The sequence below is a fragment of the Pseudomonas sp. LBUM1648 genome, assembly GCF_059716145.1.
In genome coordinates this window covers 709,182-734,434 of the sequence record NZ_CP166808.1, presented here as the reverse complement: position 1 = coordinate 734,434, position 25,253 = coordinate 709,182, and the positions used below count along the sequence as shown (strand labels likewise).

Sequence of the window (25,253 nt, the reverse complement as noted above, 5' to 3'; positions counted from 1 at the left end):
ACCATAGTCGTGTTCTGCGGCGCGCTCGCGTAAACTTGCGCGCTTCTCGCTGGCCGCTAGGCTGCAATCATATTTTTTCAAAGGTGCCCGCCATGCCTTGGCTGCAAGTACGACTCGCCATCAGCCCGGAACAAGCCGAAACCTACGAAGACGCTTTCCTTGAAGTGGGCGCCGTATCGGTGACATTCATGGACGCCGAAGATCAGCCGATCTTCGAGCCGGAACTCAACACCACACCGCTGTGGGCGCACACGCACTTGCTGGCCCTGTTCGAGGGCGGCACTGAAGCCGCACCGGTACTGGCCCATCTGGAATTGCTGACCGGCAGCCCGCTGCCGGAGCATCACAGCGAAGTCATCGAAGACCAGGATTGGGAACGCAGCTGGATGGACGGTTTCCAGCCAATGCGTTTCGGCCAGCGCCTGTGGATCGTGCCGAGCTGGCACGCCGCTCCGGAGCCTGACGCGGTCAACCTGCTGCTCGATCCGGGTCTGGCGTTCGGCACCGGCACGCACCCGACCACCGCGCTGTGCCTGGAATGGCTCGACGGCCAGGATCTGAAAGACTGCAACGTGCTGGACTTCGGCTGCGGCTCGGGGATTCTGGCCATCGCCGCCCTGTTGCTCGGCGCTAAAGAAGCAGTCGGCACCGACATTGACGTGCAGGCGCTGGAAGCCTCGCGTGACAATGCCGGTCGCAACAACATTGCCGACGAGCTGTTCCCGCTGTACCTGCCGGAAGACCTGCCGCAGGTCAAAGCCGACGTGCTGGTTGCCAACATTCTGGCCGGCCCGCTGGTTTCGCTGGCTCCGCAACTGTCCAGCCTGGTCAAGTCCGGGGGGCGTCTGGCGCTGTCTGGCATCCTCGCCGAACAAGGTGAAGAAGTCGCTGCCGCTTATGCTCAGGACTTCGATCTCGACCCGATCGCCAATCGCGATGGCTGGGTGCGCATTACCGGGCGTCGGCGCTAGAATGGCCGCCTGCATAATCCGGATCGCCGCATGACCGACAGTTTCGTCACTCAGTGCCCGCATTGCCAAACCAGCTTCCGTGTCAGCCATGCTCAATTGAGCGTGGCCCGCGGGGTGGTTCGCTGCGGCTCTTGCCTGCAAGTGTTCAACGCCGCCAAACAGCTGCTTGAGCAACACGCTGGCAAGGACGCGGTGACGCCGGTCGCGCCGCCGATTGAAACGCTGCCCGTCGAGGAGCTACCGCTTGTCGAGCCCCCGGCCATCGTCGAGCCGCCCGCGCCGCGCGCCATCAGCCAAAAGCAGTGGAGCGCCTCGGAGCTGGACCTCGACAGCCTGGATCTGGACGAAGAACTCGCCCGTCTCGAACAACGGGAAATCCAGCCGACCACCGAATTCGGTCGTCCGCGCGAAGACTCCCTGAGCGCCCGGCGCGATAGCCCCGAAGCCGATGAAACCGTGTGGCGCGACAGTCTGTTCAGTGCGCGTGACGACGAGCACACGCCCACGCCCGAGGCAGAAGACGAAGCCGATCCGCAAATCCTTGACGTCGAACAGGTAAAAACCACGCGCACCGAGCCCTCGCTGTCGCTGGAACCGGTGGATCTGGACGACGAGCCGGCGATCCCGCAACTGCGTCTGCACGATCCGATTGATCCGAATGCCCGTCGCGAGCACCTGTCCGCCAGTGACGAAGCCGATGACGACGATCTGCCTGCAATCGAGCCATCGCGCAAAAAACGCGAACGCGCAGAACCCGGCGTGCGCGCCGAAGTGTTGCAGGACCTGACTGACGACCCGCTGCAACTGGACTGGCAGAAACGCCGCTCGCCGTGGGGTCGACGCCTGCTATGGCTGACGCTGGTGCTGCTGGCCGCCGGTGGTTTGGCTTTCCAATACATCGCCTATCATTTTGATGAACTGGCACGTCAGGATCAGTATCGTCCATGGTTCCAGCAAGTCTGCCCGCAGATCGGTTGCACAGTGCCGTCCAAGGTCGACATCGCCAAAATCAAGAGCAGCAATCTGGTGGTGCGCAGCCATCCGGAGTTCAGCGGTGCGCTGGTGGTCGACGCGATCATCTATAACCGCGCGACGTTCTCCCAGCCGTTTCCGCTGCTGGAACTGCGTTTTGCCGACCTTAACGGCCATCTGATCGCCAGTCGCCGCTTCAAACCCGGCGAATACCTCAACGGCGACCTCGAAGGTCTGGCGGAGATGCCGCCGCAAACGCCGATTCACATCGCTCTGGATATTCTCGATCCAGGCCCGAAAGCGGTGAATTACAGCCTGAGTTTTCACTCGCCCGAGTGAATTGCTTCACCGCTTCTTGATTGACGGCAATTTTCTGACTTCGCGCCGCGCAACCAAACCGCTGGCGATAACGGAATAACTGTTCAGATTTTGTTCAATTCAGCCTTTATCCAGTCATCGAGAGCGGGTATCATGCCCACCCTTTTTCGAACTCTCATGATCCGGCCCCACTTCAGGGAAGTCCTATGTCGGCGGTACGCATCGGCCCATATACATTACAGAACGGCTTGATTCTCGCCCCGATGGCGGGCGTCACCGACCAGCCCTTTCGTCAGCTGTGCAAGCGTCTGGGCGCGGGGCTTGTAGTCTCGGAAATGGTCACCAGTGACATGAGCCTGTGGAACACCCGCAAGTCGCGCATGCGCATGATCCACGAAGGCGATCCCGAACCACGCTCGGTACAGATCGCCGGTGGCGACGCGCAGATGCTGGCGGATGCAGCACGGGCCAACGTCGAACTGGGCGCACAGATTATTGATATCAACATGGGTTGCCCGGCAAAAAAGGTCTGCAACAAGGCCGCCGGCTCTGCGTTGCTGAAGGATGAAGCACTGGTCACCGAGATCCTGCAGGCCGTCGTGGCTGCGGTTGATGTGCCGGTGACCCTGAAGATCCGCACCGGATGGGATCGCGACAACAAGAACGGCCTGACCGTGGCAAAGATCGCCGAGCAGGCCGGGATCACCGCGCTGGCAGTGCATGGCCGCACTCGCGCCGATCTGTACACCGGCGAAGCCGAGTACGACACGATTGCCGCGATCAAGCAGGCTGTGTCGATCCCGGTGTTTGCCAATGGCGATATCGATTCGCCGGAAAAGGCCCGCTACGTGCTCGACGCGACCGGTGCCGATGGCCTGTTGGTAGGCCGTGCCGCCCAAGGGCGGCCATGGATTTTTCGCGAGATCGATCATTACCTGCGTACCGGCGAGAAATTGCCGGCCCCGCAACTGATCGAAGTGGAACGCATACTGCTAGAGCATCTGGCCGCACTTCACGCTTTCTATGGGGACGTGATGGGCGTGCGCATTGCTCGAAAGCATGTGGGCTGGTATCTCGCAACCTTGCCGGGCGCCAGGGAGTTTCGCGCCCACTTCAATCGTTTGGATGGTACGGAAACACAATGCGCCAACGTTCGGGAGTTCTTCGCCGAGCGTTACAAAAGCCTGACAGGGGACGAAGAAGGGGTGGCCGCATGACGATGATGACCGAGACTTTAGTGAGTGGAACAGCACCCGTGAGCGACAACGTGAATTTGAAACAGCACCTCAATACTCCGAGCGAAGAAGGCCAGACCCTTCGCGGGAGTGTCGAGAAGGCGCTGCACAATTATTTCGCCCACCTTGAGGGCGCGTCCGTCACGGATGTGTACAACCTGGTGCTCTCCGAAGTCGAGGCTCCCCTGCTCGAAAGCGTGATGAACTACGTCAAGGGCAACCAGACCAAGGCCAGTGAGCTGCTGGGACTCAACCGCGGCACGCTGCGCAAGAAACTCAAGCAGTACGATCTGCTGTAAGCATTCAATCAAACCAGAAAGGCGCCCGCGTAAAACCGGTCGCCTTTTTTGCTGACTTCCTTTGCTTTTGATGGAAATTGAGATGACCGACCAGACTACCCGCCTGCCGATCCGCCGCGCCTTGATCAGCGTTTCCGACAAGACCGGGATCCTCGAATTCGCCAAGGAGCTTGAAGCGCTGGGCGTCGAGATCCTCTCCACCGGCGGAACGTTCAAGCTGCTGCGCGACAACGGCGTTGCCGCAGTGGAAGTCGCGGATTACACCGGTTTCGCTGAAATGATGGACGGTCGGGTGAAAACCCTGCACCCGAAAATCCACGGCGGTATCCTCGGTCGTCGCGGTATCGACGACGCGATCATGAGCGAACACGGCATCAAGCCGATCGATCTGGTCGCGGTCAACCTGTACCCGTTCGAAGCCACCATCAACAAGCCAGGCTGCGACCTGCCGACCGCCATCGAAAACATCGACATCGGCGGCCCGACCATGGTCCGTTCGGCGGCGAAAAACCATAAAGACGTTGCGATCGTGGTGAATGCCAGCGATTACGCCAACGTCCTCGAAGGCTTGAAAGCCGGCGGCCTGACCTACGCTCAGCGTTTCGACCTGATGCTCAAGGCGTTCGAACACACCGCCGCCTACGACGGCATGATCGCCAACTACATGGGCACCGTGAATCAGGCTGCCGAGACACTGAGCACTGAAGGCCGCAGTGAATTCCCGCGCACCTTCAACAGCCAGTTCATCAAGGCTCAGGAAATGCGCTACGGCGAGAACCCGCACCAGAGCGCGGCGTTCTACGTTGAAGCCAAACCGGCCGAAGTCGGCATCGCCACCGCGACCCAACTGCAGGGCAAGGAACTCTCGTACAACAACGTGGCCGACACCGACGCCGCGCTGGAATGCGTAAAGAGCTTCGTCAAGCCTGCCTGCGTAATCGTCAAGCATGCCAACCCGTGCGGCGTGGCCGTGAGCCCGGACGCCGAAGGCGGCATCCGTCAGGCCTACGAACTGGCCTACGCCACCGACACCGAATCGGCGTTCGGCGGCATCATCGCCTTCAACCGTGAACTGGATGCCGAGACCGCCAAGGCGATCGTCGAGCGTCAGTTCGTGGAAGTGATCATCGCCCCGAGCGTCAGCGAAGAAGCCCGCGCCATCGTTGCTGCCAAAGCCAACGTGCGCCTGCTGGCGTGTGGCGAGTGGTCGGCTGACCGCGCTGCGGCCTGGGACTACAAGCGCGTCAACGGTGGCCTGCTGGTGCAGAGCCGCGACATCGGCATGATCGGCAGTGAAGACCTGAAAGTCGTGACCAAGCGCGCACCGACCGAACAGGAAATCAACGACCTGATCTTCGCCTGGAAAGTCGCCAAGTACGTTAAATCCAACGCGATCGTTTACGCCAAGAACCGTCAGACCATCGGTGTCGGCGCTGGCCAGATGAGCCGCGTAAACTCCGCGCGTATCGCCGCGATCAAGGCAGAACACGCTGGCCTGCAAGTAGCAGGTTCGGTGATGGCATCGGACGCGTTCTTCCCGTTCCGCGACGGTCTGGACAACGCGGCCAAGGTCGGTATCACTGCGGTGATCCAGCCAGGTGGTTCGATGCGTGATGCTGAAGTGATTGCTGCGGCTGATGAGGCCGGCATCGCGATGGTATTCACCGGCATGCGCCACTTCCGTCACTGATACACCGGTTCAAATGTGGGAGCGAGCCTGCTCGCGAATGCAATCTGTCAGTCATAGCTGTTTTGACTGACACACCGCTTTCGCGAGCAGGCTCGCTCCCACATAAAGCGCTCCAGCAGCGCCTGACAGAATTTTGAGGTTTTTGAAATGAATGTTTTGATCATTGGCAGCGGTGGCCGTGAACACGCCCTGGCCTGGAAAGTGGCTCAGGATCCGCGCGTGCAGAAGGTTTTCGTCGCACCGGGCAACGCCGGTACCGCGATTGAAGCCAAGTGCGAGAACGTCGCCATCGACGTGCTGGCCCTTGAGCAGCTCGCGGACTTCGCCGAGAAAAACGTTTCCCTGACCATCGTCGGCCCGGAAGTGCCGCTGGTCGCTGGTGTCGTCGACCTGTTCCGCTCCCGTGGCCTGGACTGCTTTGGCCCGACCGCGGGTGCTGCGCAACTGGAAGGTTCGAAAGCCTTCACCAAGGACTTCCTGGCACGCCACAAGATCCCGACCGCCGATTACCAGAACTTCACCGAGATCGAGCCGGCCCTGGCTTATCTGCGTGAAAAAGGCGCACCGATCGTAATCAAGGCCGACGGCCTGGCGGCCGGTAAAGGCGTGATCGTTGCGATGACCCTGGCCGAAGCCGAAGACGCCGTGCGCGACATGCTCGCCGGCAATGCTTTCGGTGACGCCGGTTCGCGCGTGGTCATCGAAGAGTTCCTCGACGGTGAAGAAGCGTCGTTCATCGTCATGGTCGACGGCAAGAACGTGCTGCCGATGGCCACCAGCCAGGACCACAAACGCGTCGGCGACGGCGACAGCGGCCCGAACACCGGCGGCATGGGTGCTTACTCCCCTGCCCCGGTGGTCACTGCCGACGTGCACAAGCGCGTGATGGACCTGGTGATCTGGCCGACCGTTCGCGGCATGGCCGAAGAAGGCAACGTCTACACTGGCTTCCTGTACGCCGGTCTGATGATCGACAAGGCCGGCAACCCGAAAGTCATCGAGTTCAACTGCCGTTTCGGTGATCCGGAAACCCAACCAGTGATGCTGCGTCTGCAGTCGAGCCTGGTGCTGCTGGTTGAAGCGGCGTTGGCGCAGGCGTTGGACAAGGTTGAAGCGCAGTGGGATCCACGTCCGAGCGTCGGCATCGTGTTGGCCGCTGGCGGCTACCCGGGCGACTACGCCAAGGGCGCGGCGATCAACGGTCTGGACGCAGCGGCAAGCCTGGAAGGTAAAGTCTTCCACGCCGGTACTGCGCTGAAGGACGGTCAGGTCGTGACCGCCGGTGGTCGCGTGCTCTGCGCCACAGCGATGGGCGCCAGCGTCGGTGCAGCGCAGCAGCAGGCTTACAAGCTGGCCGCAGCGATCGACTGGGAAGGCTGCTTCTACCGCAAGGACATTGGCTACCGCGCCATTGCCCGTGAACGTGGCGAAACCCAGGAGTAAGCTGTCGCTCAGGTTCGGCGCGGGATGCAGTCCCTCGCCGGGCTGTTCCGCTGCCGCGCATCGTTATATTCTGGCATCAACCTACGAAGGGATTTCGCCGTGCGCTGGCTCAGGATTGCCATAAGCTTCACCGTCACGTTGCTGACCTTGCTCTGCATGCTCCCGGCCCAGGCCACGCAAGGCAGTGGCTGGTCGGTATTGCTCGACGATCAGGGCGACCTTCAGCTGAGCGACATCCGCTCTGCCCGCTACATCAATCAATTCAGCCCTATCGACCTTGACCGCCTCACCGCGGCCGGGCCCGAGGGTGCTTTGTGGCTGCGTTTCAAGCTCGCACCCGGCCAGCACGAACAAGTGCTGCGCATCTTCGCCCCGGATCTGTCCCACCTGAATTTGTACGTGCTGGACGGCGACAAGCTGATCGAGCAACGCAAAACCGGCACCGACCAGCCCCAAGCCGAACGGCCGCTGCCAAGCAGTGATTTCCTGTTGCCACTGCCCCAGAGCGACAAACCCCTCGACATCTATCTGCGGATGGTCTCCGACCATCAGTTGCGCCCGCACATCACCTTGCAATCCGCCGTGATGAGCGCGGCCAATCACAATCAAACGCTGATCTTCGGTTTGCTGTTCGGCTGCCTCGGCATGTTGCTGCTGCACAACCTCGTGCGCTATGCCTACTCGCGTTCGCGCAGCAGCCTGTGGCTGGCCGTCTGCGAAGGTCTGCTGGGGCTCAGCCTGTTACTGCTGCTCAATCTCGCCGGCCCGTGGCTGCCGAACTGGCACGCGATCCAGACCCCGGGCGCTTATCTGGCATTGCTGCTGACAGCCCCGGCCGGGCTGATGTTTGCACTGCGCTTCTTCGCCCCACTCGGCCCGCATCCGCTGAACAAACTGCTGCTGGGCGACATTCTGTTCATCGTGATTTGCAGTCTGTTGCTGTTGTTCGTCAACACCCTGCCGCTGAACATCATCACTTACGCGCTGGTGGCACTGGCCGGCCTGAGCATGTTGTTTGTCGCGTTCTATCACTGGCAGAAAGGCTACCGCCCGGCACGCCTGTTCGTCGCGGCGATGGTGGTGTTCAACATCGGTACATTGATCATTCTTCCAGCCTTGCTGGGGCTGACACTGGTCGCACCGCAAGGCCTGATCATGACGTTGATGGCGTTCATCTGCATCAGCGGCCTGTTGATGAGCATCGCGCTGGGCGAGCGTCAGCGCAGCATCACCGAAAGCCGCTTCAGCATCAGCCGCGACCTCGCCGCCAGCAATGCCGAGATCAACGCCAAGGCCGAATTCCTCGCCAAGATCAGCCACGAGATCCGCACGCCGATGAACGGCGTATTGGGCATGACCGAACTGCTGCTCGGCACGCCGTTGTCGGTCAAGCAACGCGACTACGTGCAGACCATCCACAGCGCCGGCAACGAACTGCTGACGTTGATCAACGAGATCCTCGACATCTCCAAGCTCGAGTCCGGGCAGATCGAACTGGACGACGTGCAATTCGACCTCAACGCGTTGATCGATGACTGCCTGAGCATCTACCGCGCCAAGGCCGAACAGCAGAACGTCGAGCTGATCAGCTTCATTCAGCCGCAAGTGCCGCGCGTCATCAGTGGCGATCCGACCCGCCTGCGTCAAACCCTGTTAAGCCTTTTGGAAAATGCCCTCAAGAAAACCGCCGAAGGCGAAGTGCTGATCGTCGTCGCCCTCGATGAGCGCAACAGCAAACCGCGCCTGCGCATTGCCGTGCAGGACAGCGGCGTGCCGATGGAACAGGAGGAGCGTGATGCGCTCATGCACGCCGAACTTCACAGCAAGCACTTCCTCTCGGCCAATCGTCTGGGCGGCAATCTGGGGCTGGTGATCGCGCGGCAATTGATCCGCTTGATGAACGGTGAATTCGGCATCAAGAGCGGCGCCAATCAGGGCAGCACCTTGTGGCTGACCCTGCCGCTCGACCCTGATCGCCTCGAACACCCGACCTCTGATCTGGACAGTCCACTGCAAGGCGCGCGGGTGCTGGTGGTCGATGACAACGACACCTGCCGCAAAGTGCTGGTGCAGCAGTGCAGCGCCTGGGGCCTGAACGTCAGCGCCGTGCCATCGGGCAAGGAAGCGCTGGCCCTGCTGCGCACCAAGGCGCACCTGCGCGATTACTTCGATGTGGTGTTGCTCGACCAGAACATGCCCGGCATGACCGGCATGCAGCTCGCGGCCAAGATCAAGGAAGACCCGAGCCTCAACCACGACATCCTGCTGATCATGCTCACCGGCATCAGCAACGCGCCGAGCAAGATCATTGCGCGCAACTCGGGAATCAAACGCATCCTCGCCAAACCCGTGGCCGGCTACACCCTCAAGACCACCCTGGCGGACGAACTCAACCAGCGCAACAAAGGCCAGGTGGTGTTCCAGCCGCAAGTGCTCACCCCGGCCACAGCGGCCAAAGTGCCGAGCGACTTCCGCATCCTCGTCGCCGAAGACAACACGATTTCGACCAAAGTGATTCGCGGCATGCTCGGCAAGCTCAACCTGCAACCGGACACCGCCAGCAACGGCGAAGAAGCGCTGCAAGCGATGAAAGCCCAGCGTTACGACCTGGTGTTGATGGACTGCGAAATGCCGATCCTCGACGGTTTCTCCGCGACCCAGCAATTGCGCGCCTGGGAAGTCAGCAACCAACGCATCCGCACGCCGATCGTTGCGCTGACGGCGCACATCCTCGCCGAACACAAGGAACGCGCACGCCAGGCGGGGATGGATGGGCATATGTCCAAGCCGGTCGAGTTGTCGCAATTGCGCGAGTTGATCGAACACTGGGTCGCCCAGCGGGATGAGCAGAATCGGACGACCACGCAACCGTCGTGAGCCGACAGACCCGGTAGCGCCTGATAGACTCCCCCCACGACTTCCCTCGCCAGTGAGCGTGCACCATGCTCCACGTGTTATTCAGCGTTTACCTGAAGATGCTGGTGCTCTACAGCCCGTTCTTCGTGTTGTCCTGTTTTATCAGCCTGACCCGTGGTTATTCGCGCAAGGAGCAACGCCGCCTGGCCTGGAAAGTGGCCATCGCCACGCTGGTCTCCAGCGTTTTGCTGTATTTGTTCGGGCGGGTGATTTTCGATGTGTTCGGCATCACTGTGGATGCGTTCCGCATCGGCGCCGGCAGTGTGCTGTTCATCTCGGCCCTGGGCATGGCGCAAGGCAAGTCGGTGGTGCAAAGCGACAACGTACAGCAGGACGTAACTATCGTGCCGCTGACCATTCCGCTGACCGTCGGCCCCGGTACCATCGGTGCCTTGCTGGTGATGGGCGTCAGCCAGCCGCACTGGGACGACAAGCTCACGGCAATCATGAGTATTGCGCTGGCCAGTTTTACCGTGGGTGTGGTGCTGTACTTGTCCAACCGCATCGAACGGATTCTCGGCGACCAGGGTTTGCAGATTGTCAGTCGCTTGATGGGATTGTTCGTTTGCGCACTGGCGGCGCAGATCATCTTCACCGGGGTCAAAGGCTATCTGGTGCCCTGAGCCTCGGCGCCTGCGAGAGTCGCCTGACAGTAAAACGCCGCGAACGATAACGTTCGCGGCGTTTTGTTATCCGCCGGTTTTAGCTGGCGGCCGGCTCTGCGAGTAGCGTTTGCGGGGTGACGTTGGCCGTGCGTGCCGTCCTTGCCTGCAACCGCTGCACCCACGCAGAAATGGCGTGGGATTGCTGCTTGCCAAACGCCAGGAACACTTCACCGCGCAACGCCGGATCAGGGGAACACACATCACGGAAAATCAGCGTGTGTTCACTCTCAGGGTCAACGATCACCAGATGCTCCTCAACGATCTCGAACAGCAGTTTTTCCGGCGATTCAAAATCCCAAAGCAACTTGCCCGGCACTGCCGGCACTTCTCCCAGCGCATGCCGGCAATCGACGATGACAGCATCCAGTCTCTGCCAGGCAGCCTTTGACAAATGACAGGTCACGCCGCCCTGCCCCAGTCGCACAACCAACGTATTGATGTCATCGGGAAGCAGCGGTAGCAGATCATTCATTCTGTTATGGCCTTCAACGGTCAAGACTTGCCCATCGCGCTGGATGTAATCGAACGGCCCGATGCTGTGCTTGCCCGGATAAACCTGCACCGTTCCCTCCCGGCGCTGATGCAACAACACCTTGAACTGATTCCGGGTGCCCAGCATTACAAAGTCCGTGGGTAAATCGGTGGCGGCAATACTCACCAGTCGGGCGCTTTTCACGTCATACCATTGCAAATGATCTGGCCCGGACGCCACGGATACGAAGTCACCATGATCGGCACAAGCCAACAAGGTTTGCAGGCGTTGGATCAGAGGCGCGCCCTGCGCAGTCACCCAGCGACTTTCAACACCGATGACCACCGGCGCCTGCTGATGACCCAGTCGCAACGTGACACCCTCAACAGTGGTGCCCTGTAACCCGGCGCCATCGACTGTCACCTCGGCAAAATGCCAGGCGCTCCACACCCGCTCGGGAACCGGTAAAGCATCGCGGTGCAATAGCTGCTGACCCTCGCCAAAGGCGCGATCAAGCTGCTGCGGATCGACGAACGCCTGACGCCAGATTTCACCATCGGAAACACTGAACAACCAGGCCGTTCGATTATCCGGCGCCATGCCAAGCACGCGCACTGGCTTGTCGCGCCCCGGATCGCATAACAGCACGCGGTTGCTCATATGCCAGGCACTCAGTTGGCCATCACCGGCGGCATTGCGTAATCCGACAATCGCAAACCGCTCCACCGGGTAACGTTTGGAAATCGGTTCCAGTGCCTGCCACCAATGTGCACGCCCCTTGAGCCACTGCTCGCCGACACCGTGCAATTGCGCCTCACCTTGTGCGGTCAGGTTAAAGAGTCGGCCCTCTTCATCCAGTATCAGGTAGCCGTTCTCCACCGCCACAATCTGCTTGAGCCCTTCTGGTTCGACCCAACGATGCGACCACTGCTGCTTGCCCGGCGCCACGTCGCGCTGCAGTCGGCAAAGAACCTGGTCGAGGCGGTTGTAGATGAAATACACATCGCTTGCGCCCGTCATCGGCAGCAGCACCAGCTCGGTCAGATTCTTGATCGAGTCGGGCCAGCCACGGGCATGGCGAGGAAGCGGCAACGGGTGGATCAACAATCGATCACGGCTGCGAACCCATACGATGTCACGTCTGTCCGGTTCGAATTTCCAACTGACCGAAACGTAAGTCGCCGGCTGCCAGTCAACCGTCGTCGCACCGTCCCGTTCCGCACTGGGACGAGCCATCGTGTATTTGCCCAGCACCGTCGACCAGTCGGCCAGCGACTCGTGGGCGAACACGCTCGCTTGCAGCTCCCGCGCCATTGCATGGGTGACGGAACTCAGCAGCAACTGCTCCTGATGAATCAGGTAATTGAACCGGCGAGTGCCATAAGGGCTGCTGACGGTTTGTATCAAATGAATCACGCCGTGCTCATCGACTTCGACGGGGCCAATCGCACTTTCGCCCTCCGGCACCAGCAACCGGTATTGAACCTTGAGCAGCCCGCTGACCACATCGACCTGCCAGATGTTATAGCTGTCCGCCAGGTAGAAATAAGCAAATCCATTGGCCACCAAGGCCAGTTGCGCGTCCTCGGTATCGGCGATTTTCTCGTTGCGAATATAGAGAAAACGCTCTTCCCGGGCGTCATACCAGGCGGTGGTGTAACGCGGCTCCTGCGGCGATTCGAACGGGATCAACCAGTTATGAACCGGTGTATACGGCAGCACCAGACGATGCTCTCGGGCGAGGGTTTTGTAGTGTTCGAGCAACGCTTGTTCATCGAGCCCTTCATGCGCGCTTTGTTCAATGATGTTCACCTGACGCTTGCCGAAGTCAACGCTGAAGAGTTGCTGATTGGCCGTACGGATCAACACCGAGTGGCGTCCATGGCCGGATATCTTCAGGTGAACATCGCCGATGTACAGCTCGCCATACAGCTCGACCCGGATGTTCTCTTCATTGGCCCAGCCAGCCTGCAGCACCCAGCGGCCCTGCTTCTGACTCGGCGTGTGCAATTCGATGCTGGCGCCGTGATTGAGCAGCACGGAACAGGACGCACCGGCGCTGGAGATCCGATACGACACCTTGCCCCGCCAGGCAGTCGGCAGCGACGGCACTACCAAGGTGCGTTCGACCGCATCGAGGTGAACGTCGATGACGGTGTCGCGATACTCGGGAAACAGACGATGAACAATGTAATGCGAAGGAAACGAGTAAAACGAAAACAGAAACAGCCATTGACCATCTGCCATTTTTCTCTCCAGGCGCCGGGCGGTATCGAAACCGCGATCATGCCGCCAAGAGGCAAATGGTAGCGCCTTGTACTCATACCCATAACAAGTCTGAGGCGTACACGGCAGGACGATGGTTTGTCTGGCAGCCGGTAAGAACTGGACCTGTCCGGGCAAGCCTAACTGCTGACGGATATTGACCGCCCGAGCGTAATCGGAGTCGAAATCCGGGACGCCGAAATGGTCGCGCAATGGGTAGAGCTTCTGGCTGTCGAACAGCACCTTGCCAGCGGTCAGATCAATGCTTTTGACAATCAGCGACGGGTGCGCGACCCACGCCCCCAGCGCGTCATCGAAGCGGTAACCGAGCCCGCGATAGGCGCCTTCCATGTCTGCAAAAAACGCCCCGACATCCTGGGCGTTGCGCGCAATACCGGCAAACCCTTGGGCGAGCGCCGCGACACCGACCGCCAGCCCGCCCAGAATCACGCCGGCACCACCCAACACTGCAGCGGCGGTGGATGCGCCTGCCACGGCGGCACCAACCCCCCCGGCAGTCAATGCCAGGCTGGCCGAGTCAAAGGCCAACTGTGTCCCAAACTGTGCTTTTTCGACGTCGTTCTGTGCGCTCGCCAACTGGTAGATATCAAAACCAACGTTTGCCAGCCCCAGCACGGCGCCGACACCTTCATTGGCCGCATGTCCCAACGCTTCGGTGACGACCGAGGCACAGGTGCGGGCGATGATCTTCTCCTCCCCCAGCGCAGTTTTGACCAGTTGAATCAGACCGACTACATCTACGACATTGCCATGCACCAACTGCGCGTAATTGAGGTAGGCGTGCAGGCGCACCGCTGTGGTCAGCGTCCGATCCTCGCCTTCACGTCCACGCAAGGCATTCATCAGTGCCTGAATCGAAAACCCTGCGTTCAGGGTATGAACAGCGCCGGCCTCGGTAGGGTCCAGTACACCGACGCTGTCGATCGGTTTGCGTGCCAGAGTGGAGAACTGCTCGGACAGCCAGTTCTTGATCCGCAACAATCGGTGGTCATCACTGACCACTTGAACCACGTGTTCGGGCATCGAGGGGTCGACGAGGCTCAGCCGATATTTGCCTTCGGCGGTGATCTCCAGCGTTTCGAACAACGGCACCAACGGCGTGACCGAGGGATGCAGCTCTTGCAGCGCAGTGGTAGCGCCGGCGATCTGCTGCCCCCACCAATGGCCATCCAGCCCAAGCAAGCTGGCACCCAAATGCGAATTGTCGACCAGCGATCGACCATGGGCACTGTTCAGGCGCTGACGCAGCTTGCCTGGCGGTTGACCCGGGAGCGGATCGTTCGTCAGCACTTTCGCCACATCGATCCCGCCGGACAATGGCAAGGCCGCTACTTTTGCGCCATCCAGTTCAATCAGATCGAAGGTCGGACGGACACTGCCACCGTACGCGGCATAGTATTTGGCCATGCCCACTTTCAGAAAAAAGTGCTCGAGCGCCCGCTTGAACATGGCGGGGCTTTCAAATTCGAACAGACCGAAGTTGGGGTCGTAAAAATGATAGAGGGCTTGCGTACCCACAACGGTTTTCGCCACCAGCATCGAGTGGTTGTCAGAGTTGAGCATTAATGTTCGGGGGCTGGCATGGTTCTCCAGTGCAGCGGTGACCTGTGTCAGATCAGCACGACTGAGCGTCGTTCCCACTTCGCTCAGTTGAGCGCTTCGCAGCTCCTCCAGCACGTGCACGAAAGCCTGCGAATCACTCTGTTGCGGCTCAATGACGGACAGATAAAAACGTTCACGCAACCGATGTGAAGCCACTTCCCCGGTTGCGAAAGCGGCGGCCATCATCAGTGCCAAGGGATAACAGCGCCCACCGATGGCTTCGCCGGCGCCACCCAGTAATAAATCCTGCGGCACCGGTTTTACGCTGTTGGCCTCGATCTGGCCGAGCACCTGATCCATCCGTTCGCTGATCTGCAAGCGATGCTCAAGGGTGGCTGTCTGTTGAATTTGCGCGGCGTATCGGCCCCACTGCTGAAGTGTTTGTGCCTTCATCAGTGCGGCTTTTTTCAGATCCAGCGCGCTGATCGATGCGGCCGACTCTGCGATATCGCCGGCAAGACCGCTAAGAAACTGCGCATCACGGCGGCTATAGAGGTGTCTTTCAATGACTGCATAACGATTCGAAGCTCCCAACTCCCGGACGCTGTTGGCCAGGTTGTCCAGTTCGCCACTGAAGCGGTCGAAGTTCTGGCTGTGCAGTGAATCAATCCCCAGCAACACGCCCAGTGACAGACGTTGCAGTGGCGTTGTCTCGACGAGAGACAGTTCGCCATGGGCCAGCGCACTCAACACTTCATCCAGCCCCAGACTCCGGAATCGCTGATCGTTGAGAAAAACCGGAGGCCGCGCATTGAGTGGCTGATTCCTGATCAACTGACGGTCGGCAAAACTCAACGGCAACAGCTTCTCGAACCTGATTGCACCATCATGCCCCTTTCGCATGGCCTCAGTGAACGGTTCGCCAAGCCCGTCGACCAGACGCTGTAATACGTCAGTCAATAGCACCGCTCTACCTTCAATCAACGGCCAGCCTTGTTCGAACTCAATGATTGAGCCCTTGAGCAACTGTGCGATATCGCCCTTGTAGCGGGTCGTGTACTGACCTTGCTGCCAGCGCGCCTGCTCGTCCTCCACCCATTTCACCGGATCGTTCGCGTTGTCTTTCCAGGAGTGATCCAGCTCTTCTTCGGTGGCACGGTTGACCGACGCATAGCGCGCAATGGCCGCTTCGGCGCGGATCATCTCGGCCTGCCTGGGGGTCAGGTGTGCCTTGGCGTAATCGACCATGCCGTCGCGTATCGCGCCGGGGCCGGTCAGATAGATGGTGCCTTCACTCTGAGGACGGATGCCGTCACTGAAGTAGCTGGCGGCGGCACTGGCGAGAAAGCCTGCGAGGATCTCCTCCTGATTCGGCAGTTCGCGCAGCCGGCCGTAGGTTTTTTCCAAAACGGTCAGAGCCAGTGGCAGCACACCGTCGAAGTCGGTCGGTGCGACATTGCGTTGCGCAGCCATCTGAAGTGTCTCGTCGACCAACCGGTAATTGAAGCGGATGCGCTCGATCACCGCTTGCAGCGTCGCCGACCCGGCATGCGCCATCAAGAAAGCATTGGTCGTCGAACTGCCTTCGGCCACCGCACGCAACATGAACGGTCGCGCCAGCAAATCGGTCGGTGCCTGGAAAACCTGACTCAGTGCCGGGCCGCTTTTGGCGAACGCTTCAAGCGTCGCAAGATGCTCTGCCGGAATGCTTTTGGCGTAACTGTTGGACGACTGACGGCCCGGCATCCATTCGGGGTTGTGATTGAGCAGCAACTGCAGAATGCCCAGGCGGGCGTCGACGCTCAAGACACTGAGGTCGACACCGCTCAGGTTTTCCACCAGAGGCGGCAAGTTGTCGACATCGGCATAGCTGCCGCCTTCCCCGTACAGGACTTCGGCACGCACGACATCCGATGCGGCCGCCAGATTGCCGCGCAAGCGGATTTCCCGTTCATAGATATCTTGCAGTTGTAATGGCGTTGTCGCGTTGTCGAGATCACGCAACTGCAGATCACCCCCCAGCATGCCTTGCAAGCTGCTGCGATTTTGTTCTCTGAGTGCTTGCAGTTGCGCCTCGTCCTGGCCATAGGCGCTAACCAGCAAATCGATGCGGGCGTCATCGGCGGATTTACCGTTAGCCACGGCGGTATCGATGTGCGCCTGCATCTGCTGCTTAAGCACAATGGCGCGCGCTTCGTAAAGATCGGCCAGTGCATCTTCGGCAATTGTTTTACCTGCGACCTGCGCCAAGGCATCCGCCTTGGCCGCCTCGACAATCAGTTTATTGGTCTGATACGCCAGTAACGCGTCACTGTCGAACCAGAGATTAAGGGTGTAACCCTGCCCGGTGAGTACCTGTTTCCAGACATTGAGGTAGTCACGCTGGATGGGGCCGACGCCGCCACCGAGCCAGACGAAGTGCAGGGTCTTTGGAACGGGTGTCGGTACAGTTTTAATCAGTTCGACGCCGAGATGAACGCGTGATTCGAAGGCTTCAACTTTGTCGTAAATCCGCGAAAGCTCTGCGGCCGGTTTTTCGATCGTGGCCACCGGCGGTTCCAACTCCCGCCGCACTCGACTATTGCCCAACAGTTGTTCCAGTGTCTGGCGCAATAATCTCAGTGGTTCAATCAACTGCTGCGTATCGGTGGCACTCACACAGGCGGAGTAATAGCGCAACAGCGCTTCATAATGCTTACTTTCTTTATGCAGCGACAGTGTGCGCTCGAAATCCGCACGCCTGAACAGCTCAGAAAAGTTAACGTAGTTATCATTACTCACACCTTCAACATTTGACATAACTTACCCCAATGACTTCCACAGAACATTCCAGGGCCAAGCTAGCCACTAACAAAAGCAAAACTCAAACGAGATAAAACTCAATTTCTTTCAAAGACCAGAAATACCAAACAACGCACAAACGCGAGAGAACAATAAATTTCACTCTGTATATTTCACTGCAACCCCTCACGGGAAAAACACTAATAAAACCTGAGCAACAGAACACAAATTAAAACCAATTAAAAATAAAAATGGCCGCGAATATATATTCGCGGCCCTGAACTTTCAGTTTGACCTGATATTTCAATGTAACTGTTTTATCAGTGTTTCCACTGAGGCATGTCCTTCATCGCCTCGCGCTGCTGACAATGCGTTGAGCCACTCCCCGGTTCCCCGCAGGTACTGCTTTGCGCGAATCCTGATGCCGATCTGCATCGCTACGCCCTGCTCTTCACCTTGCGTCACGACATCCCGCACGATCAGGCTGTGAGCGTTGTCCGAGTCAGTGAACACCAATTGTCCGTCGACCAACGACACCAACAGGCGTTCATTGGCGTCCATGTCCAGCATCAGCGTGCAGGTGCTGGTAGTTTCTGCTCCCAACGGCCGCCGGGGATCGACCACAATGCAATCCAGCCGTTGCCAGGCTTGCTCCGACACTTGATAACTCAACGCCTGCGCCCCAAACCCCAGGATCAACTTGTCGACCCCGTCAGGCAACATGTCCAGGACATCAGTGACCTCACCGCTCATCTCAAGCGACAGTACTTCACCCTCGCGCCGGGCGTATTGGCCAGGCACCCAAACGGCATGTTCCGACTCTCGACTGGAGTTCAGGCTATCCAGCGGATCGAAGAGCATCGCTATCGACTGGTTTCGCGTGCCAAGAAACACCGCCCACTGGCCATCAGCCCGACCGGAAATATCGAACAGTTGGTCCAGTTCCGGCACAAAGTACGTGTAGCGATCCGAAGAGTTTTCGACGTGCAGAAACGGTGCATGGGACTGTCCTTTGAGCAACGCCTTCAAGCGGGCCTGCAATTGCTGCGGAGTCTGTCCGGCAATAGACACCCATTGTTTTTCGACGCCGACGATACGTGCCGGGTGCTGATCCAGCAGTTCCAGGTTGACGCCTTCGCGGGTGCGCCCGAGCAAGCCTTGCCCCTGCACCAGCACCTCGGCAAATGACCATGGGTCCCAGACTTTTTTCGCCATCGGCAACTGCTCGGGGTCCAGCAGCCGGGTGCCCGTGGCAAATGCCCCGCGTAATGCCTCGATCGACACCAGCGCTTGGCGATAGAGTTGCCCGGCCGAGACATCCAGTAGCCAGGCCGCTTGTTTGTCCGGGGTCAGCCCAAGCAACGCCAGTTCTTTGCCGCCAGCGACATCGGCCAGCAGCACCTGCTCCTCGATACACCACACCGCGAGCAACGCGCTGCCGGAAACACTGCCCAAACCGATGATCGGGAAAGGCGCCGCTCGATAGGTGGCGGCCAGCGCAGGTAATGCGCTTAGCCAATCCGGGTGACGTTGCAGCCAACGCTGACCAAGGCCGACAAACTTCAACGCCCCCAATGGGTCGATCTCGAACAAACGACCATCGTTCTTGGTGGCAATGTAACGTTCGCCTGCTTGGGTAACCTCGCTGACGCCCCTTTCGATCACTTCATTTCTATACTCGGCCCCTGCTGTTCGAGGTTCGATACCACGGCTGATTTCCCCGTTTTCTTTACTGTAAAAGAGCATCGCGAAGTCCTGGGGTTGATGCGGCATCAGCATCACCATGTCCGGCTGACTGCCAAGCCCCGCGCGGAAATAGCGGCCGCTGCTCAGGCCAAGCCAGGCCTGATCACGCAGCCCTTCGAGAACGTAGGCACGCGCATGCACAAATCTGGCGAGCCCCCCGGTGCTGATCGCCCCCCCCATGCCAGGCGTTGCATCCTTGAAAGGGCGCGACGTGGCAAAGTGACGTATCAAGGAGGACCAGTAAACCGCACCGGGCTTGTGGACGTAGTAGTGCTGCTGGGATGAGGTCTTGATACCCGTCAACTCGATGGCCCAACCCGTTATCCGATACTCCAGGGTCGTTTCGACCTCGCTCTGTTCCAGCATTCGTTGCGATATCCGCAGAGTGCTGTGCGCATCCTGAACACAGCCAATGATCTTTGCACCGCTCGCCGGGTTCATCAGTCGATAACGGTGGATGACCGTGCCGGTCACCGCATCGACGCGCCAGACCGTTGCATGATCCGGATGGTAGAACCATGCGTGCTGCGCGTTGGCGCCTGCCAGAACGACACCCTCATTGACGGTTTCAGGCAGGTTGCGGGCGTAGAGCAAGCGGTCACGCGCTACCTCATAGAACGCGTTGGTGACGACCGGTTGATTGGCAGAGGTGTAAGGCACCGTGTACTTGTAAAGCGGCACGTATGCCGATACCAAACGCTTTTCCCTGGCCCGTTTACGCATGTGCGAGAGCACCTGCGCTACGGTGCTCTTGGCATCGAGCGAGACAGACAGCAGAAGCAATCTTTTTTCCTGCCAGTCCACCTGGAATAGCTCACCCTTGGCCAGTTCGATCATTCCTTCGAAGGCATTGAGCACAATGCCGTCGACGATCAGGTTCGCGCCGTCGAAAGTGACGCGTTCAAGGGCAGCCCAAGGTGCGTGAATCACCCATTTCGCGTAGCTGACATCATCGAGCGTCACCGCTTTAACCCCGGGCGTGAGCCAGAGCTGATAAAGCCCTGACTGAGCGGTAATCGCATAAGAGATCAGTTTTTTCCATTCCGGCGGCAGCTCCGGAATCAGTAACTGACGCACATGCTCATCCAGCCGCACCTCGATATGGGTCGGCTTATAGATCGGATGCAACTTGTACAGAATGTGCGGGAACGGTGTATTGACGGTGAAATAGAACCGCTGGTTACCTAGCTCGTCATACTCCAGCTTCTCCACGACGCTGTTACGCAAGTCGGGATACCAGGTTTCGATTCGGTCGTCGAACAGACTCGCCAGCGCCAGGCCGGGGAAAAAACCAGAGAATACCGATGTGGGAACCTCACTCGATGCCCGACTCTCGTGCCGTTCTCCCGACATGGACTGATAGATATATCCTGGCGTTCCCAGTTGGTATTCGTAACCGTAATAGCAGACAGGCGTACAGGGCAGCACCACAGTCTGGATATCGTCGGGGACAACCCGGATCAGGCCAATCTTGCCGGGAAGCTTCAACGCCTCACGGATATCGATTGCCCGGTGAATTTGCATGGGATCGTCGTTGTATTTCGGCAACTCCAAACCACCGCGAACCATGGGATAGAACTTCTGACTGTCAAAGCTCACCTGATTCTTTTGCAGATCCAGCAACGTGATGACGGCCTCGGGTTCGAATCGCAACACCCCGTCCTTGCGGGAGTAACCGGCGGTCCCGTAGGCGTTTTTAACCTTGCGCAAATGTGCGCCCACGCCTTTGGCCTTGTCGCTGATCTGCCCCAGATTACTGGCGATGGCCGTCACGCCAATGCCGACGCCAAGCAACGGCACCGACAGAATCGCCGCAGCGGCGCCCACCGTTCCGCCAACAGCCAGCGCCACGATGTCGAGCCCCAGCGCCGCCACATTGAAGGTCAATTGAGTGGCAAGCCGAGAGCGCTGCTCCTGATTTTCCGCCACCGTCAGGCCATAAATATCGAAGCCGATATTGATGACTGAAAAGCCGATCCCGCCCACGATCGAAGCCTTGCCCAGCAGCCGTGCCGACAGCGATGACTGGCGCAGGGCCAGCGCTTGCTCACTGGCCGCCACCTGCCGAACCAGGTTGATCAACTGCACAGAATCACTCAACACGCCAAAACCCAACTGGGCATAGCTGACATAGACCTGCACCTGAAGTGCGATCGACAACGCCGGTACCTGACCTTCCCCGGCCTGATATTCACGATTGCGCATTTCGGTGATCAGGGTCTGGATTGCAAAGGCAAAACTCAATCGACTGCCGCCGTCGGCTTCACCCAAAGCGGTTGGTTTGCCTGCCAGCGTCTTCACCAGACGCTGAATATGCTGTTTGACCTTGCTGAACCGCACATCATGGGTGGTCACCACTCGGGTGTTCTGCGGATTGTGCGCATCCACCAGCGTCACGCTGTAACCCGCGCCTGGCTTTTGTTCAAGCGTATCCAACAGCGGCAAATATTCACCGCCCAGCGAGTGCTCGGTTCGCAGATTGCTGCTGGCCTGATCGAATTCCTGCGCCCAGTAACGGGCGTCCAGTTGCGCCAGACTGGCCCCCATCCGCGCGTTTTCATTCAGCGAGCGCCGGCGCCCCACCGCTTGTTTTTCCCAGACCGAAGCCGTTTTGGGCTCGACTATTGGCCCACTCTGCAAAAAACTGTCGAGCCGCGTATTCGACGCAAGCACTTTGCCGGCGAGCTCTGTGGTGTTCAGTTCAATGACGTTGAACCGCGCTGCCTCTCCATCCGCGAGACCGTAAAGTCTGGCCATCGCGCCGTTATCGCCGGCGAGGTAGCGCTGCATGCCTTGCTTGAGCTGTTCAACCCGTGAAAATCCGTAGATCGCGAAGTTAGGCTCATAAAAACGGTAGACCGTCTGACTGCCCATGAGCATTTTTGCCACCAGCATCGCGTGATTGCCGGTATCGAGCAGCATGACGCTCGGAGCCGTTTTCGCCTCCAGCGTTTGTGCGATGCTTTCCAGGCTGTGAGTGCCTTGGGGCTTGCCGACATCGTTCAACGGCAGCGCTTGCAATTCGTCCAGCGCCGACAGCAACGCCCGCGAGTCGGCGTCTTCGGGGGTCAGGCTGGCATTGGCCACTCGACCGATCAGCGCGCGTTCGGCCGAGTCGCCCTGGGTCAGTGCCGCCGCCATCAACAGTGCCAGCGGATAGCACCGACGGCCGGGATCGCCCGGCGTGCGCATCAGTAGATCCTGCGGCATTTGCCTGGCGGAAATGGCCCCGGCCATGAACAGTTCGGCACGAACCTGCGCACCGCGCCTGAGGATCTGCGTGTGATATTCACGTTGTGCGGTGCTGTTGATTTGCCCGATGCGCTCACCCCACTGGTGCAACGTCAAGGGATCTGTCAGAGCCAGTACCTTGAGTTCGCGCGCTGTGTGCGTGCCTGGCTGACGAGCGTTCGCAAGACCCACTTCAAACGCCGGGGACGCGTGTTGGCGCAAGGCTTTTTCGAGCGCGTTGTAACGGGCGAACAGGCCACCTTCGGCGGTTTGCGTTGCCAGGTCCATGGCCTGCTGCCACGCACCGGCAAAACCGCTGGTGTCCAGACGCGTAGCGCCAAACATCCCGCCCAGCACCACGCGCAACAACGGGCTGAGTTGCTCGACCGTCAGCGACCCGTGTGCAACCCGGGTAAACAGTTCGTTCAAGTGGCTGGTGGATTCGGCACCGTGAGACGGCGGCAGCTCGCTGACGGGTTGAGCGAGAATTTGCTGGCGGACGTCGAAACCGATGGCCACTGGTTTATCGAACGTGATGTCACCACTCAACTTGTCCTTCATTGCACGAATGAACGGATCGCCCAGCGTCTCCATCAGTTGTTGCAGGACGGAGGTCAACAGCACCGGCCTGCCTTCGATGAGCGGCCAGCCTTGTTTGAAGGTCAGTGTCTGCCCTTTGAGCAGGTCATTCAGATCGCCGGCATAACGTGATTTGAGCTTGCCGGTTTGCCATTTCTCCTGTTCTTTGACCAGCCATTTCTCGGGATCATCGTTGACGGTCCAGCCGGAGATCATTTCCTCTTCGGTATTGACGTTGTAGCCTTCAGCCAGCCGCAGTCGTTCCTGGATAGCGACCTGAGAGTCCGCGTGCAGATGCGTTTCAATGTATTGCTTGATGCCAGTGATGGCGGCACCGGGACCGGTCAGGGCGATAGTGCCGCGAGCTTCGATTCGAATACCGTCCTGGTAGTAACCGAAAATGGCCTGCCCCAAATTACCCAAAAAATCCTTAACGGATTGATTGAGCCCCCCTTCTGCTCTTTTTTCATTCAGTACGTTTTCAATGACATCCAGCAACCTGTCGCTTTGCGCCCAACTGACACCTGCCTCGGCAGCCCTTCGTTCAATCGCCTGCAGAGCGTCATAGTTGAAGCGAATCAACTGCATGATTGCCAGGGTCATACCGCTTTGAGCGTGAGCCACAAAATGAGCATTCATTTCCCGGTCGAACTGAGTTCCCATACGAAATCCATTCTTGGGCACTGGGGCATCGCGCGGCGCAACGAATATTTCATGGACATCGGGTTGGCTGCGCGCGAAAGCGAGCAAGGCCTCCTTAACGCGAGCCGGAACCTCGTCGGTTCTATCCACGTAGCGTTGACGGTCCCGACCGGGCATCAATGCCTCGTTATGATTGAGCAAAAGTTGCAACACGCCCAACCGCTGTTCATCACTGAAGCCGCTTATATCCACGCCCCCCAACTTATCGGCCAGCGGCGGCAAGTAATCCATATCGCTGTAACGACCACCCTCCAGATACTCGGCCTGCAACCGCACCACATCACTGGCCGCCGCAAAGTTGCCGCGCATACCGACTTCTCGCTGATAGACGTCCTGTAAAAAGTGACCCGCGAACTCATGTTTGACATCCCGCAACTGCAGATCCTGCCCGGCCATCGCCTGATGCGTGTCCAGACAGCGTTGTCGGAAAGCCTCTAGCGTCGCGCGATCCTTGCCGTAAGCACGAACCATCAGCTCGATACGCGCCTCGTCCGTGCGACCCGCCCACTGCGGCTGGTTGAGATAGTCGAACATCTGATTTTTCAAAACCCGGGCGCGGTCTTCAATCATTTGCGACAACTGCCGGGACTGCGTGACGTCACTCCCGCCGGACTCCATTGCATGCACCCTGGCACTGTCGAGAATCACGCGGTTCATCTCAAAAGCCAGTAACGCATCACTGTCGTACCAAAGGTTGAACTTGTAGTCCTGCGGTTTCAAAACCTCGCGCCAGATGTTCATGTAATCGCGCTGGATGTTGCCGACCTCGCTACCGCCTACCCAGACGAAATGCATGATTTTGGGCACGGGCGTAGCAGCGCCCGAGAGCAGGGTTACCGTATCGGACAGCGTCGTCACATACTGTTCTAGTCCGTCGTAGATCTGGTCGATTGCTGAAGGAACCGGTGTAACCTTTTGGCGCAGCAAGGACGCGAGTGTTTCCTGAAACAGTTTTGCCGACAGCATTTTCTCCGCCACATCGACTGCTTTACTTACCCCCTGATAGTGCCTGGCAAGTGCCGCGTACTCGGCAGAACCGGAGAACTCACTCAACACCGTTTGCAGAGTTGAATATTCTTGCGACGAAATAAAGGCAGACCGCCCTTGGTGACTTTCCGAAGTACCCATTACATCCCCATCCTTGAGTTGATAAAGCATTAGACGGACAAAACTATTGGGCAAAGACGAATGAATCAAACGCGAAAAAATTCAAACAATGTCAGGAGAAACATCGAACAACATTCAACTGTTAAGCAGGGATCCATCGGGGATAAACACCGCCGTCCAGTATTGTCTGCTGAAAAGCAAACAAGGCCACGAACCCAATGGTTCGTAGCCTTGTTTATATTCCGGGAAGTTGTACCCGGCGGAGTTAACTTAAGCTCACAAATGCGCGAAGTTACTT

The 25,253-nt window shown here is 58.9% G+C and carries 10 protein-coding genes; 8 read left to right on the top strand and 2 right to left on the bottom strand.

Annotated elements, in window-relative coordinates; translation table 11 throughout:
- The first annotated feature begins 92 nt into the window (after nucleotides 1-92).
- The 8 genes from prmA (at nucleotide 93) to ACA043_RS03110 (ending at nucleotide 10,467) form a co-directional block, all read left to right on the top strand.
- A complete protein-coding gene (prmA, locus tag ACA043_RS03145; RefSeq protein WP_187678520.1) occupies nucleotides 93-971 on the top strand; it encodes a 50S ribosomal protein L11 methyltransferase in 879 nt (292 codons plus the stop codon).
- A 30-nt stretch (nucleotides 972-1,001) separates the two neighbouring features.
- A complete protein-coding gene (locus ACA043_RS03140; RefSeq protein WP_187678521.1) occupies nucleotides 1,002-2,282 on the top strand; it encodes a DUF3426 domain-containing protein in 1,281 nt (426 codons plus the stop codon).
- A 185-nt stretch (nucleotides 2,283-2,467) separates the two neighbouring features.
- Nucleotides 2,468-3,478 carry a tRNA dihydrouridine synthase DusB gene (gene dusB, locus ACA043_RS03135; RefSeq protein ID WP_187678522.1) on the top strand — a complete coding sequence of 337 codons (1,011 nt, stop codon included), beginning with the start codon at nucleotides 2,468-2,470 and terminating at the stop codon, nucleotides 3,476-3,478.
- Nucleotides 3,475-3,795: a DNA-binding transcriptional regulator Fis gene (gene fis, locus ACA043_RS03130; protein ID WP_003221275.1), complete on the top strand. Its 321-nt coding sequence runs from the start codon at nucleotides 3,475-3,477 to the stop codon at nucleotides 3,793-3,795. The genes dusB and fis overlap by 4 nt, the downstream gene beginning before the upstream one ends.
- Nucleotides 3,796-3,877: 82 nt before the next feature.
- Nucleotides 3,878-5,485 (top strand): bifunctional phosphoribosylaminoimidazolecarboxamide formyltransferase/IMP cyclohydrolase, encoded by a 1,608-nt coding sequence (purH, locus tag ACA043_RS03125; RefSeq protein WP_401266010.1) that lies wholly within the window; start codon nucleotides 3,878-3,880, stop codon nucleotides 5,483-5,485.
- 147 nt (nucleotides 5,486-5,632) lie between these two features.
- On the top strand, nucleotides 5,633-6,928 hold the full coding sequence (gene purD, locus ACA043_RS03120; protein WP_489880653.1) for a phosphoribosylamine--glycine ligase: 1,296 nt from the start codon (nucleotides 5,633-5,635) through the stop codon (nucleotides 6,926-6,928).
- A 99-nt stretch (nucleotides 6,929-7,027) separates the two neighbouring features.
- Nucleotides 7,028-9,805 (top strand): hybrid sensor histidine kinase/response regulator, encoded by a 2,778-nt coding sequence (locus tag ACA043_RS03115; RefSeq protein WP_489880654.1) that lies wholly within the window; start codon nucleotides 7,028-7,030, stop codon nucleotides 9,803-9,805.
- 65 nt (nucleotides 9,806-9,870) lie between these two features.
- The gene (locus tag ACA043_RS03110; RefSeq protein ID WP_187678526.1) at nucleotides 9,871-10,467 is read left to right on the top strand and encodes a MarC family protein; all 597 of its coding nucleotides are present in this window, start codon (nucleotides 9,871-9,873) and stop codon (nucleotides 10,465-10,467) included.
- A gap of 79 nt (nucleotides 10,468-10,546) precedes the next feature.
- Here ACA043_RS03110 and ACA043_RS03105 read toward each other — a convergent pair whose 3' ends face one another.
- Nucleotides 10,547-17,608, bottom strand: a complete 7,062-nt coding sequence (locus tag ACA043_RS03105) for a TcdA/TcdB pore-forming domain-containing protein (protein WP_497658601.1) — start codon at nucleotides 17,606-17,608, stop codon at nucleotides 10,547-10,549.
- 285 nt (nucleotides 17,609-17,893) lie between these two features.
- Complete coding sequence (locus ACA043_RS03100; RefSeq protein ID WP_497658600.1) at nucleotides 17,894-24,976, bottom strand: TcdA/TcdB pore-forming domain-containing protein; 7,083 nt, start codon at nucleotides 24,974-24,976, stop codon at nucleotides 17,894-17,896.
- Nucleotides 24,977-25,253 lie beyond the last annotated feature (277 nt).